Below are 13,020 nucleotides of genomic sequence, written 5' to 3' on the forward strand. Positions count from 1 at the left end.
CAGATAAAGCTAATTCCTGATATGAAATTTCTGTTGTTAGATATAACTCTACTACATGAAGCTTAAATTCAAAAGAGTAACTTTCATTTTTTCTAGAACGCATTAATCCTTCATCGCCAAAAGTCTGATAAGCCTTAATCCACTTTCGAACTTGTTCATTATTCTTAATATGATATTTTTCTGCTAGAAAACAGTAACCACCTTTGCCATTTTGATAATCTGTAACAATTTGCTTTTTAAATTCAAAACTATATTTTGCCATAAAAAAACTGACCTCCCATAAGTTAGATTTTTAGGTCTAACTTATGGGGGTCAGTTCAAAATACATGCCCTGCTCTTTTTTTGTATAAAACTCAAAAAACACTTGACAAGTCAATAAAAAAATGCGGCGAAGCCCTTTATTAATATATATTTTAAGGAGGTTTAGCTTATGAATTATTCTGATGTTGTCAAGAGAAGGTTATGGGAAATCGTTGAAGATATGAAAAAATGTCCATGGCTTTTCTCCAAAAATCCTGATAAGGACTTTCAGAGAAAGAAAAAATGGGATTTAGAATCTATGATGAAATTTATGCTCACGATGGAAGGAAGAAGTATGAAGGAAGAACTGTATAAGTTTTTTGAGTATAGTGATAACTTGCCTTCCAATTCCGCTTTTAATCAACGAAGAGAGCAACTCCTCCCAGAGGCATTTGAATTCTTATTTCATGAATTTACGGAATCATTTTCAGCAAAAATGAAAACCTATTGTGGATATCGTCTGCTTGCTTGTGATGGATCTGATTTGAACATTGCCAGAAATCCTGATGATCCTGATACGTATTTTCAATCTTTGCCAAATGACAAAGGCTTTAATCAACTTCATCTCAATGCACTTTATGATTTGAACAGTCGTTGTTATATTGATGCAATTATTCAACCAGGTCGCTGTGAAAACGAAGCTAAGGCTATGTGTTCGATGATTGATCGATATTCCGGTATTGAAAAGACTATTTTTATTGCTGATAGAGGTTATGAAAACTATAACATCTTTGCCCATGCAGAGAGAAAAGGCATGAACTATCTTATTCGTGTAAAGGATGTTTATAGTAACGGTATCACATCCGCCTGTGACTTACCGGATTCTGAAGAATTCGATGTCAGGTTATCCTTGACACTGACTAGAAAACAAACTAAGGAAGTAAAGGAAAACCCACAAAAATATAGGATCATAATGAAAGCAACACCATTCGATTATTTAGATCTTTATACCAATAAATACTACGACATAACAATGAGAATTCTAAGGTTTGAGATTTCAGAAGGGAAGTTCGAATGCATTATTACAAATCTGCCTGAAGAAGAGTTTAACATAAAGGAGATAAAAGAACTTTATCATAAGAGATGGGGAATAGAGACGTCATTTAGAGAGTTAAAATATGCCGTTGGAATGACCTGTTTTCACGCTCGAAAAGTAGATTACATAAAACAAGAAATCTGGGCAAGGCTAGTTCTGTACAACTTCTGTGAGATTATAACTACCCAGGTATCAATAGAAAAAAAGAATACGAAATATGACTATCAGCTGAATTATACGATAGCAATACATATTTGCCGATACTTTCTTAGCATTAAGCCAAATAAGGTACCACCAGATGTTGAGACCCTGATCAGCAAAGAACTACTACCGGTAAGACCGGGGCGTCACGACCCTCGCAAAGTCAAGCCCCAGTCTACAGTAAGCTTCCTTTACAGAGCAGCTTAACAAATGTAGTATACAGCATTTTTTGAGACAGATGAACAATCTGTCTCATTGTTATGAAAATTTTTTCTTAGACAAAACGAAATGAGTCAGCAGATATAATTCTGCTGACCCAAAAAGGTGGTGGAATATTCCAATGTCACTTATCTAAATGACATTGGCATCTTCGTGCGCCGTTTTTTTATCTTACGATGAGAACTGATTTTTCTGAACCTACAGCAACTTTTCGTGTAACGCTGCCCATCAATACGCGGCTGACGCCGCTGGTTCCTCTTGAACCCATTATGATCATGTCGACATCGGATTCTTCCGCCTGACGGATGATTTCGTCGTAGGGAACGCCTTCCTTCTGAATGGTAGAAATCTTGACGTTTAATGATGCAATGCTGTTTTTTTCCTTTTCAAGAAGCTTGGTGGACATACGGTGGTTTTCCTGTCTGATCTTATCGGACATGTCACGCGGGTAGATGTTGGTATTATCTATAACGTGAAGAAGGATAATTTCGCTTCCGAATGATTCCGCGAACAATTTTGCCTGTTCCAGTGCCTGCTGTGAGTAGGAAGAACCGTCCACTGGTACTAAAATTTTGCTGATTGCCATGATGATACCTCCGATAGAATTTTTAATATAGTAATGTCAAGATGACGAATGACCTATCTGACTATAAGGACGGATTTATGGGAACCAATCGCTACCTTACGTGTGACGCTGCCTAAAAGAAAACTGGTAACGCCGCTGGTTCCTTGGGAACCCATTACGATTAAATCAATGTCAGCCTCTTCTGCGTAGCCGATGATGACATCATAAGGAACACCTTCTCTTTGGACGGTAGTAACCCTATATCCGGCTGCATCCAGGTTTTGTTTGAATGTTTGGAGAAGTTCTGTGGATAATCTGTAGTATTCCGCCCGGATGTTTTCGGGAAGGTCAAACTGGTAAATGTTCGAGATATCGATAGCATTAAGAAGAATTATCTCGCTGCCATAAAAACCGGCCAGTGACTTTGCCCGTTCGGCTGCATCCCGGGAATAAGCGGAAGAATCAATGGGTACAAGGATTTTCTTGATTTCCATAATTTCACCTCATCCTGATTTAATCAATCTAACAGTTGAAAAATCTTTTATCTTACAATAAGGACCGATTTTTTGGATCCGACGGCCACTTTGCGGGTGACGCTGCCCAGCATATTCCGGACACCGCTGGTTCCCTTTGACCCGATGACGATTAGATCCACATCATGAGTTTCGGCATAATTGATGATCAAGTCGTACGCCACTCCGACCTCCTGTACCATGGAAACCCTTTCACCCAATGACTCCAGGCTTTTTTTTGCGTTTTCCAGGATTTTTGTCGATATAAGTTTGCTTTCCTGGTTCAGTCTTTCAAGAAGCTCCCTGGAGAATGTATAGGGATTGGAAGGATAATCGAGACTGGACATTTCCATAACATTGAACAGAATAATCTGGCTGCCATACTGTTCAGCCAATTCCTTTGCCTTTTCAATTGCCTTTTGAGAATTTGGGGAGCCGTCTACGGGAACAAGAATTTTTTTAACTGTCATGCATATTCCTCCTTACAGATTATATTCTCTCAAATTACGTAATAATTGTAACATACGGCGCTTTCAACTGCAACAGATGGTTATTCTTCCGTAATATCGCTATGGATTATGAGGACAGGACATTTTGCTTCGGAAATCACCCTTTGGGAAACGGAACCCAGGAAAAAACGCTTGATTCCGGAAAAACCGCGGTTTCCCATGATTATCAGATCAAAGCCTTCGCTTTCTGCTGTTTCCAGAATCTTCATATAAGGCTCGCCAAACACTATTTGTTTTTCGACCTCGATGCCGGAAAAATCAAGATCGGACGTGACTGAATCCATAAGAGCCCGCGCGTTTTCCAAGGCTATATCCTTATAATTGTCCTGTACGTCCTGACCTGCAAGAATGGATCCGTCTACCTGGCTCCACATCCGCATATTCCTCTGGAGACTCAGCATTTTCGTCACATCCACCACGTGTATGAGTTTGATTGAAAAACCATATTTTCCAGCGATTTCAATAGATTTCTTCAGTGCATTAACAGATGCATCGGAACCGTCAACGGGTGTTAATATCTTCATCGTCATTCCCCCCTCTTGAATATTATCTGAATGCCACACCTCCATTTTAACATAATATCGGTTGGTTTTACAGATACTTTAAGGATGTCAGGAAATTTTCTGCTTTTTACCGGAAAATATCTACAGTATAGTACCAAAAATTAATGGTATGCAACTTGATAAAAGACCATGAATTGGAGTATACTTGTAGTCATGATAAAAAAAGCAAAGAGGTAATCATATATGAAATTAAATGAAGCACTGGAATTAATCCGTCAGCCTGACAGTAAAGCTATGGATGAAAGCCGGAAAAGATGGGACAGCATAGCAAAGCCGCTCCGCAGTCTGGGAAGAATGGAAGAAGCGGTCATCAAAATAGCCGGTATAGCCGGAGACAGCCAGGTGGTGCTGGACAAGAAAGCCCATGTGGTCATGTGCGGTGACAATGGGGTAGTCGAGGAGGGTGTATCCCAAAGCGGAAGCGAAGTTACGGCTATCGTGGCAGAGAATTTCCTTCAGGTAAAATCCTGCGTCAGCATTATGTGCCGGATGCAGGGTGTGGATCTTTTTCCTGTTGATGTGGGAATGTGTTCAGAAACACGGATTATTCCCAGAAAGATTGCCTACGGAACGAAAAATATGGCCAAGGAACCCGCTATGACCAGACAGCAGGCGGTCGATGCGATAGAAGTTGGAATAGATATGGTTCGGGAATTGAAGGAAAAAGGCTATAATCTGATTGGAACCGGAGAAATGGGCATCGGAAATACAACGACCAGCAGTGCTGTCACAAGCGCGCTGCTGGGTGTCGACGTCGAATCCGTTACGGGAAAAGGCGCAGGCCTTTCCTCATCTGCCCTGAATAAAAAGATTCAGGTAATAAAAAATGCCATAGAACTTCACCGGCCAGATCCCCTTGATCCCGTAGATGTACTGGCCAAGGTGGGAGGCTTCGACATCGCAGGGCTTATGGGTGTATTCATCGGTGGGGCAGCCTTCCGCGTTCCTGTTGTAATAGACGGCTTCATTTCTTCCGTGTCAGCGCTGCTGGCTTCCAGGCTGGACTCCAGGATTACCGGGTATATGCTCGCCTCCCATGTGTCCCAGGAACCTGCTTCTGTGATGCTCCTGGAAGAACTCGGCTTAAATCCCCTGCTAGTCTGTGACATGCGTCTGGGAGAAGGTACAGGCGCAGTTGCGTCCTTTCCCATACTGGATATAGCTTTAGAAATATATAACAAAATGAGCACATTTGAGCAGATCGAGCTGGATGCCTACGAGGAACTGGAATAATGATAACGGTAGTTTACGGGGGCAGCGGAAGCGGTAAATCCGAATTTGCCGAAAATATGGCGGTTCGCAATGCCTGCGGTCCCTTTTATTACATTGCGACTATGTATCCTTACGACAGAGAGAGCTTTGCGAAAATTGACAGGCACAGAGAAATGAGGAGCGGAAAGAACTTTGAGACGATTGAAGCCTTTACAGATATTTCTGCGGTAGAGATTGAGAAGGGAAGCTCGGTCCTGTTGGAATGCGTCTCGAATCTGGTTGCTAATGAAATGTTTTTAGACTGTGGAGCCAAAGAAAACTGCTTTCAGTCCGTGGCCGGTGGGATAGACCACCTGGCGGGGCAGGCAGGACATCTTGTCATCGTGACCAACAATATCTTTGAAGACGGAACGGAATATGAAGATGAGACCGGGACATACATGAAGGCCCTGGCAGACGTAAATCTATATATCTGCGGGCGTGCAGACAATGTTTTCGAGGTAGTACACGGAATTGTGATTCCTGTCAGAAAAGCGGGAGGCGGGTTATGAAATCTATTTTACAGAGTGTAGTCATTGCTTTTGCAATGTATTCCAAAATACCCATGCCATCCATTGAGTGGGAAGTTAAAAATATGAGATATGCCATGAGCTTTTTCCCTTTTGTCGGTATTGTAATCGGGGCTCTGGCATGTGCCTGGTATTATATTGTGTCCACATTTGGAATCAGCCCGGTACTCTCGGCCGGAGTATTTACAGTACTGCCGGTCCTGATTACGGGAGGAATCCATATGGACGGCTTTTTGGACACCATAGATGCTCTGAGCTCCAATCAGTCTATGGATAAGAAGATAGAGATATTAAGCGATTCCAATGCAGGAGCCTTTGCCGTCATCTATGGCATCGTGTACATGGTTCTGACATTTTCCTTCTGGCATGAAATCGGCGGACGCACCATCCTTATCGTTGCGCTCGGATTCGTGCTGTCCCGTTCCCTGAGCGCCCTTTCCGTGGTAAGCTTTCGCAAGGCAAAAAAGACGGGGCTTGCCAGCCTGTTTTCTGATGCGGCCGTAAGCCGGAACGTCCGTATATCCAATATTGTCATGATTGTACTGAGCGGCGCGGCCATGGTTGCAATAAATCCGGTTTTGGGAATAATCGCCCTTTGTGCGGCTTTTCTGGTTTTTGCATACTTTCGGTACATCGCATATAAAAGCTTCGGAGGGATTACGGGAGACTTGTGCGGATATTTTCTGCAGCTGTGTGAACTTGCAATATTAATATGCGTGGTAGGAGGAAACATGATATGCTTTTGATAACGGGAGGCGCTTTCCAGGGAAAGAAAGACTATGCTCTGCAACTGACCGGGCTGGCCCCAGAGGATGTCTGTGACGGTCTGGACTGTGAATATGAGACGGTGTTTCATGCGGCCATCATCGACAATTTTCATCTGCTGATCCGCAGGATGCTACTGGAAGAAAAAGACATGGATTCCTTTATCCGCAGGCTTGTGGGGGAAAATCCGGAAGCGGTTGTAATCGTGAATGAGCTGGGCTGTGGGGTAATCCCCACCGACCCCTTTGACCGGAAATACAGAGAAACATGCGGCAGGACATCCTGCAGACTGGCAAAGTCAGCCGTCAGCGTCCACAGGGTGGTATGTGGGATAGGAATGGTGATCAAACGTGATTAATGCAGCTTTTATACGGCATGCGATGACCGAAGGGAACCTTCTGAAAAGATACATAGGAATCACAGATGAACCCTTGTGCAGCGAGGGACGTTTTTCGTTAAACGGGAAGAAGTATCCGAAAGCACAGATTGTCTTCGTCAGTCCGATGCTGCGCTGCAGGGAAACTGCCGGGATTATTTATCCGGATGTGGAGCATATAATTCTGGAAGAACTAAGGGAATGCGATTTCGGACTTTTCGAGAATAAAAACTATAGAGAACTGTCCGGCTCTCCGGAATATCAGGAGTGGATCGATTCCGGAGGAAAAAAAGACTTTCCCGAGGGAGAAGCGTTGGACACGTTCAGGAAAAGGTCGGCGGAGGCCTTCGCACTTATTGTCAGGGAAAGCCTGCAAAACCATTGCCCTGACGTTGCAGTCGTCACACATGGAGGGGTCATCATGAATATTATGGAACAGTTCGCAGTTCCGGAGAAGGATTTCTATTCCTGGTATGTGGAGAATGCAGAAGGATATCTGGTTGAGACAGATGAGAATCGGAGGATTACCGTAAAATGTTCTATTCATTGATAAGCGTTGGAATTGGATATATATTGGATCTGCTGGTGGGAGACCCCAGGAACCTGCCCCATCCCATAAAGCTGATCGGGAAGCTGATCAGCCGGCTGGAGGTTTTTTACCGGGGGAAATTTCAGGCCACTCAGAAGGGGGAGACGGCAGCGGGAGTTTTTCTTATGGTTTCGGTTATCCTGATTTCCACGGCGATTCCGCTTGTCATCCTCATAGCGCTATACCATATCAGCCCGTTTGCCGGAATAGCGGCAGAATCCCTTATGTGCTGGAGCATCCTGGCCACAAGGGACTTGAAAGACGAGAGCATGCTGGTTTTCAGGCATCTGAAGGATAATGACGTGGAGGGTGCCCGCAAGGCGGTGTCCATGATTGTCGGCCGGGATACCCGTTTCCTGGATGAAAAAGGGATAGCAAAAGCCGCTGTTGAAACGGTTGCGGAAAATACCTCGGATGGTGTCATTGCTCCAATGATTTTCATGATAATTGGAGGCGCACCTCTAGGGTTTTTCTACAAGGCCGTCAATACGATGGACTCTATGGTCGGATATAAAAATGAAAAATACCTGAATCTCGGAAGGTCGGCAGCCCTGCTGGATGATGTGCTCAATTACATCCCGGCCCGGTTCAGCGCATTCATGATGATTCTGGCCACATATTTTTCAGTGGGAGACTCCCGGGAGGCTGTCCGGATATACAGACGAGACAGATTCAATCATGACAGTCCCAACTCTGCCCATACGGAAGCTGTTATGGCCGGTGCCCTGCAGCTGCAGCTAGCCGGGGATGCCTTTTATTTCGGGGAACTGAAGAAAAAAAGGACGATTGGAGATCCTGTCAGGGAAATTGAAAGTGAAGATATCCCGCGGGCCAACAAACTGATGTACGCAACTTCCCTCATCACGATGGTCATTCTCACCCTGATAAAAGGAGGAATCCTGTTCCTATGGTAATGCACACCTTCCCAAACGGGGATGAGGCGGCCCTGGAAAAGCAGAGCGTGATTATCCGGTTTGCCGGAAAAAGGAGGGTGCTGAGCACCTCGAATTTAAACGGAGGCATATCAGATGACCTGTCCAGTGTATTTAATAATGACTGCAAACCCCTTTTGGGGGTTGAAATAAAGATGCTGGCGGATACCTATGAGGGGCACCTCCGGGCGACCGCCAAGGGACTGGGACTGGATGATACCCGGACCTGCGGTCTATGTACCTCTGCCTATATGAAGAACACGGCCATTGTATCTGGACAGTTCACAGATTTCACCGTCACGGCGGTGGTGACCGCCGGCGTGGACCATAACGGTGGCCGGGCAGGCGACCCCGCTTTCTGGAGGGAACTGGATGAAAAATGTCTTCCCTATAATCCGGGTACCATAAACATCATGCTGCACATCGATGCAGACCTTACGCAGGGAGCAATAACCAGAGCCCTGGTGACCTGTACGGAAGCCAAGACGGCAGCCCTGCAGGAACTTCTGGCTCCCAGCCTTTTTTCTGACGGACTTGCGACAGGATCGGGCACGGATGGTACCATAATCATTACGGACCTTGAATCGGAGAAAAGGATAACAGAGGCAGGAAAACAGTTCAAAATGGGAGAATATATTGGGAAGACTGTAAAAGAGGCAGTGAAAAAAGCATTGTTTCTGCAGACCGGTCTTACCCCGCTCTTTCAGTTTGACGCCATAGCCCGGATGCAGAGATTCGGGGTTTCGGATACTAGCCTTTGGGAAATTTACCGGTCCACAGGTGACGGAGTCCTGAACCGGACAGATTTCACCAACCTTTTATTTGAAATAGGTGGACGGGAAGAAATAGTCATCGCTACCTCCCTGTATGCCCATCTTCTGGACCAGATGAACTGGGAAATGATTCCAGCCGGATCCGGGTACAGGGAAGGCATGGAAATATTAGATAAAATGGGATTCAAGCCTGAGCAGGGGACACATTCCCACTGCGTGAAGGAAATGGTCAGGTTGTACTCGGAAGGCTTCGTCCGCATGGTTACAGAATAGGAGAATACAGATGCACAAGCACGGTGGTGACATATACACCCATAAAAATGTAATAGATTTTTCTGCGAATATCAATATGCTGGGAACCCCGGATGCCATCAAGAAGGCGGCCGCACAGGCGCTGGAGGTTTCGGACAAGTATCCGGATACGGAATGCAGGCAGTTAAGAAAAGAACTTTCCATAAGGGAAAACCTTCCGGAGGAATATATCCTGTGCGGAAACGGAGCGGCAGACCTTATCTTTTCTCTGGTCGTTGCCCTGCGCCCCAAAAAGGCTCTTTTGCCGGTTCCCTCTTTTTATGAGTATCAGCAGGCACTGGAAATATTTGAGGAATGTGACATAACGTATGAGTACCTGAAAGAAGAGAATGGCTTTGAGCTGATGGAGGACATGCCGGATAAAATCACGGATGAATATGACATCCTGTTTTTATGCAATCCCAATAATCCAACCGGAAAGAAAATTCCCCATGAACTGCTGCTGCGAATAATGGAAAAGTGCAGGGAATGCGGAGTACTGCTGGTTCTGGATGAATGCTTCCTGGACATGACCGAAAATCCCGGTAAAAACACTCTGAAGGAATTCGTGGCTTCCAACCGGCATCTGTTTATTCTGAAAGCTTTCACGAAGATTTATGCCATGGCGGGCATCCGTCTGGGATATGGGTACTGCAGCGATGAGAAGCTGTTAAAGAGGATGAAAGCTGTAACTCAGCCCTGGAGCGTGTCTGTCATAGCCCAGCAGGCAGGATTAGCAGCGCTCCAAGAGAATGAGTCCACTCAAAAATTCCTGGAAACACTGCAGGAAGAGAAGGAGTTTCTTTTGAAGGAGCTGGATAATCTGAAAATTACCTATTTCGGACATGCAGCAAATTATATTTTTCTGAAGGCCCATGAAAACCTGTATGAAGAATGTCTGAATGAAGGTATAATGATTCGGGACTGCAGCAATTATGAGGGATTGAGAAAAGGATATTATAGAATTGCGGTAAGAACCCGCCCTGAGAACATAAAGCTCATAGAAACATTAAAAAAATGCATCTGACTGGAATCGAACCAGCACTTCTGGCTCCGGAGGCCAACGCTCTATCCATTGAGCTACAGATGCATGTATAAAGTATTATAGTGGAGATAACGGATTTTTTCAACTACATTTTAAAATTGTCAAGAATTGGAGCAGAGCATATGCAGAAAATAAAAAAAAATCAGGCGGTCCTGTATGGAATCCTGGGAATCCTGGTTATCGTATTGATTGTTGTACTCATCGCAGTAAATGCAAAAAAAGCGGAGAACGAAGAAAGTTCGTCTTTGGAACAAAGCTCGGAAATCGCCGGACTGTCTCTGCAGCAGGATACCGTGCCGGAAATCAATGCGCTCATATCGGATCATTACGCGGCGCTGATACCCACTGCGGATACCATAATAGAGTCCTATAACAACCTATCCTGCTATATCGCGGAGGGGCCGGTAAAAGACAGCTATATCGTATTCGCCTACTGGGAAGCAAAGATTATCAATACTGCCACCCTGGCGCCCGGCATTGAGACCTTCTTTGTTCAAAAAAGCCAGGATGGGGTTTATTCCATAACCAGCCCCATTCCTGCGGACATTGCGCAATATATCCGCAGCCTGCAGGATAATGAGCAGGTCAGGAAGCTGCTTGATGATACGGAAAAAAAGTACCAGGATGCACTCAGTGCTGATGTCAATCTGAAAGCATTCAGTGAATATATCAAATCCCTGGATGCGAACGGGAAAACCACCGAAGCTTCGGAAACAACTGCGACATCCGAGACAACCGCAACATCCGAGACGTCCGGAACATAAGATTTGTTTGACAGAAAGAAATCCAGGTGCTATACTGACCACCAATAAACGCTAGGGGAGCCTCACGGCTGAGAATATATCGCGGTATCATGATATTAACCCTCATTACTTGATTCGGGTCATTCCGACGTAGGGAAGCAGATTTCTTTCTACTATCAGTTAAAGTAATCCTCTGGCAAAAATAAGGAGGATTTTTTTATGTCAGATTTTTTTGCATTTCCAACAGTCAACAGTTGGGAAGAGAATGTATTCAAGCTCACAACCCCGGGCATCATTACCGTGGTGATTCTCATCGTGGCACTGATTGCCGTCGCTCTTTTTATCCGTTCCAGAACCGTAAAATCCCCAAAATCTACCACCAGACAGCTGGTTTTTTCTGCCATAGCGCTGGCTCTGGCCATGGTGACCTCTATGATCAAGCCCTTTGAGATGCCTATGGGCGGGTCCGTTACGTTTTTCAGCATGCTCTTTATCTGCCTCATTGGATACTGGTACGGACCGAAGGCCGGAATCATGACGGCCGTTGCCTATGGTCTGCTTCAGTTTTTGATTTCGCCAATCTTTTATTCCATCCCCCAGATGATTGTGGACTATCCTCTTGCCTTCGGTGCCCTGGGTCTGTCCGGTTTTTTCGCGGGCAGGAAATACGGACTTGTGACCGGATATATTGTGGGGGTTTTTGGGCGCCTTGTATTTGCCTTCCTGTCAGGACTTCTTTTCTTTGCAGCCTATGCAGAGGGAAGCGGCATGAGCGCTCCTGTGTATTCACTGGCTTACAATGCCTTTTATATCGTACCTGAGGCGGCGGCAACCATTATCCTCTTGTCCGTACCAGCCGTAAGCAAAGCTTTCAAATATGTTAAAAGAATGGCTGTAGAAGATTAGGATTTATGGTATAATATGGCAAAATAAACGGATATGGGGAATTTGCCGAAATGAGCGGAATGAAGAAAGATATGGTGGAAAGCTTTGATGAAAATAAGGAGATACGTTTAAATAAATTCCTGAGCGATGCTGGGGCATGTTCCCGCAGAGAAGCCGACCGGCTGATTGAAGCAGGGAAAGTCACCGTCGATGGGAAGCCAGCCGTGGTGGGAATGAAAATACTCCCATCCCAGACAGTCATATGCGACGGAAGACCGGTCACACGGGAGGAAGAGTTTATCCTGATTGCGCTGAACAAGCCGAAAGGCATCGAATGTACGACCAGCAGGGATGTCCCCGAAAACATCATTGATTTCATAAATTATCCGAAGCGCATTTATCCCATCGGACGGCTCGATAAGGGCTCCGAGGGACTGATTCTCCTCACCAACAATGGCGCCATTGTGAACAAGATTTTGAAGGCCGTCAACCACCATGAAAAGGAATATATCGTCATTGTGGATCACGAAATCACGGAGGATTTTATTCGGAAGATGTCGCAGGGAGTACCCATACTTGATACGGTTACCAGAAAATGCGAGGTCAGAAAAATGGGTGAGCAGATCTTCAAAATCGTGCTGACCCAGGGCCTCAACCGGCAGATCCGCAGAATGTGCGAATACCTGGGCTACAAGGTGGTCAGGCTGAAAAGGGTCCGCATCATGAATATAGAACTGGGAGATCTGAAGAAAGGCTGTTACAGGGATGTGACCCCAAAAGAGATTGAACAGCTGTTAGGAAGCTTCTGATGAATATTTTCTATAAAATAAAGTTTGCCCTCCGGGGTGAGCTTTATTTAATTGTGTATCTTTCTGCCCTGTGATAAAATTAGGGATAGTCAGCCTCAGGGCAAATAATCGGAGCAGATGGTGCAG

Annotated in this window: 17 protein-coding genes, 1 tRNA gene and 1 riboswitch; of the genes, 12 read left to right on the plus strand and 6 right to left on the minus strand. The window is 45.1% G+C overall.

What is annotated here, in order from left to right:
• Nucleotides 1-262, minus strand: a 262-nt coding sequence (locus BUA79_RS10850) for a helix-turn-helix domain-containing protein (RefSeq protein ID WP_143147868.1), incomplete at its 3' end; no start/stop codon positions are given.
• Between the two features lie 168 nt (nucleotides 263-430).
• Here BUA79_RS10850 and BUA79_RS10855 point away from each other — a divergent pair.
• Complete coding sequence (locus tag BUA79_RS10855; RefSeq protein WP_073994450.1) at nucleotides 431-1,744, plus strand: IS4 family transposase; 1,314 nt, start codon at nucleotides 431-433, stop codon at nucleotides 1,742-1,744.
• Between the two features lie 178 nt (nucleotides 1,745-1,922).
• Here BUA79_RS10855 and BUA79_RS10860 read toward each other — a convergent pair whose 3' ends face one another.
• The 4 genes from BUA79_RS10860 to BUA79_RS10875 form a co-directional block, all read right to left on the minus strand.
• On the minus strand, nucleotides 1,923-2,342 hold the full coding sequence (locus BUA79_RS10860; RefSeq protein WP_094757439.1) for a universal stress protein: 420 nt from the start codon (nucleotides 2,340-2,342) through the stop codon (nucleotides 1,923-1,925).
• A gap of 53 nt (nucleotides 2,343-2,395) precedes the next feature.
• On the minus strand, nucleotides 2,396-2,815 hold the full coding sequence (locus tag BUA79_RS10865) for a universal stress protein (protein WP_073994451.1): 420 nt from the start codon (nucleotides 2,813-2,815) through the stop codon (nucleotides 2,396-2,398).
• 47 nt (nucleotides 2,816-2,862) lie between these two features.
• Nucleotides 2,863-3,303: a universal stress protein gene (locus tag BUA79_RS10870; protein WP_073994452.1), complete on the minus strand. Its 441-nt coding sequence runs from the start codon at nucleotides 3,301-3,303 to the stop codon at nucleotides 2,863-2,865.
• An 80-nt stretch (nucleotides 3,304-3,383) separates the two neighbouring features.
• Entirely contained in the window at nucleotides 3,384-3,866 is a 483-nt protein-coding gene (locus BUA79_RS10875; protein WP_073994453.1) for a universal stress protein, read from the minus strand.
• A gap of 222 nt (nucleotides 3,867-4,088) precedes the next feature.
• Between BUA79_RS10875 and cobT the strand changes: the two genes are divergently transcribed.
• The 8 genes from cobT to BUA79_RS10915 are packed head-to-tail and all read left to right on the plus strand — an operon-like array spanning nucleotide 4,089 to nucleotide 10,439.
• On the plus strand, nucleotides 4,089-5,138 hold the full coding sequence (cobT, locus tag BUA79_RS10880; RefSeq protein ID WP_073994454.1) for a nicotinate-nucleotide--dimethylbenzimidazole phosphoribosyltransferase: 1,050 nt from the start codon (nucleotides 4,089-4,091) through the stop codon (nucleotides 5,136-5,138).
• Nucleotides 5,138-5,668: a bifunctional adenosylcobinamide kinase/adenosylcobinamide-phosphate guanylyltransferase gene (locus BUA79_RS10885; RefSeq protein WP_073994455.1), complete on the plus strand. Its 531-nt coding sequence runs from the start codon at nucleotides 5,138-5,140 to the stop codon at nucleotides 5,666-5,668. Before cobT ends, BUA79_RS10885 begins: the two co-directional genes overlap by 1 nt.
• A complete protein-coding gene (locus BUA79_RS10890) occupies nucleotides 5,665-6,432 on the plus strand; it encodes an adenosylcobinamide-GDP ribazoletransferase (protein ID WP_073994456.1) in 768 nt (255 codons plus the stop codon). Before BUA79_RS10885 ends, BUA79_RS10890 begins: the two co-directional genes overlap by 4 nt.
• Complete coding sequence (locus BUA79_RS10895; RefSeq protein WP_073994457.1) at nucleotides 6,423-6,809, plus strand: bifunctional adenosylcobinamide kinase/adenosylcobinamide-phosphate guanylyltransferase; 387 nt, start codon at nucleotides 6,423-6,425, stop codon at nucleotides 6,807-6,809. The genes BUA79_RS10890 and BUA79_RS10895 overlap by 10 nt, the downstream gene beginning before the upstream one ends.
• Entirely contained in the window at nucleotides 6,802-7,377 is a 576-nt protein-coding gene (locus BUA79_RS10900; protein WP_073994458.1) for a histidine phosphatase family protein, read from the plus strand. The genes BUA79_RS10895 and BUA79_RS10900 overlap by 8 nt, the downstream gene beginning before the upstream one ends.
• Complete coding sequence (gene cbiB, locus BUA79_RS10905; RefSeq protein WP_073994459.1) at nucleotides 7,362-8,330, plus strand: adenosylcobinamide-phosphate synthase CbiB; 969 nt, start codon at nucleotides 7,362-7,364, stop codon at nucleotides 8,328-8,330. The genes BUA79_RS10900 and cbiB overlap by 16 nt, the downstream gene beginning before the upstream one ends.
• Nucleotides 8,324-9,394 carry an adenosylcobinamide amidohydrolase gene (locus BUA79_RS10910; protein ID WP_073994460.1) on the plus strand — a complete coding sequence of 357 codons (1,071 nt, stop codon included), beginning with the start codon at nucleotides 8,324-8,326 and terminating at the stop codon, nucleotides 9,392-9,394. The genes cbiB and BUA79_RS10910 overlap by 7 nt, the downstream gene beginning before the upstream one ends.
• A gap of 10 nt (nucleotides 9,395-9,404) precedes the next feature.
• The gene (locus BUA79_RS10915) at nucleotides 9,405-10,439 is read left to right on the plus strand and encodes a pyridoxal phosphate-dependent aminotransferase (RefSeq protein WP_073994461.1); all 1,035 of its coding nucleotides are present in this window, start codon (nucleotides 9,405-9,407) and stop codon (nucleotides 10,437-10,439) included.
• Here the strand turns inward: BUA79_RS10915 and BUA79_RS10920 are convergent.
• Nucleotides 10,431-10,502 (minus strand) — tRNA-Arg (locus tag BUA79_RS10920). The genes BUA79_RS10915 and BUA79_RS10920 overlap by 9 nt on opposite strands.
• A 77-nt stretch (nucleotides 10,503-10,579) precedes the next feature.
• On the opposite strand from BUA79_RS10920, the gene BUA79_RS10925 reads away from it, so the two are divergent.
• The 3 genes from BUA79_RS10925 to BUA79_RS10935 all read left to right on the plus strand — a co-directional run bounded on the left by BUA79_RS10925 (nucleotide 10,580) and on the right by BUA79_RS10935 (nucleotide 12,894).
• Nucleotides 10,580-11,221: a hypothetical protein gene (locus BUA79_RS10925; RefSeq protein WP_073994462.1), complete on the plus strand. Its 642-nt coding sequence runs from the start codon at nucleotides 10,580-10,582 to the stop codon at nucleotides 11,219-11,221.
• Between the two features lie 43 nt (nucleotides 11,222-11,264).
• Nucleotides 11,265-11,374: riboswitch (TPP riboswitch) on the plus strand.
• Between the two features lie 45 nt (nucleotides 11,375-11,419).
• Entirely contained in the window at nucleotides 11,420-12,106 is a 687-nt protein-coding gene (locus tag BUA79_RS10930) for an energy-coupled thiamine transporter ThiT (RefSeq protein ID WP_073994463.1), read from the plus strand.
• A gap of 59 nt (nucleotides 12,107-12,165) precedes the next feature.
• Nucleotides 12,166-12,894, plus strand: a complete 729-nt coding sequence (locus BUA79_RS10935) for a pseudouridine synthase (protein ID WP_073994479.1) — start codon at nucleotides 12,166-12,168, stop codon at nucleotides 12,892-12,894.
• The last annotated feature ends 126 nt before the right edge of the window (nucleotides 12,895-13,020 follow it).

This window comes from Parasporobacterium paucivorans DSM 15970 (assembly GCF_900141895.1).
GTDB lineage: Bacteria > Bacillota > Clostridia > Lachnospirales > Lachnospiraceae > Parasporobacterium > Parasporobacterium paucivorans.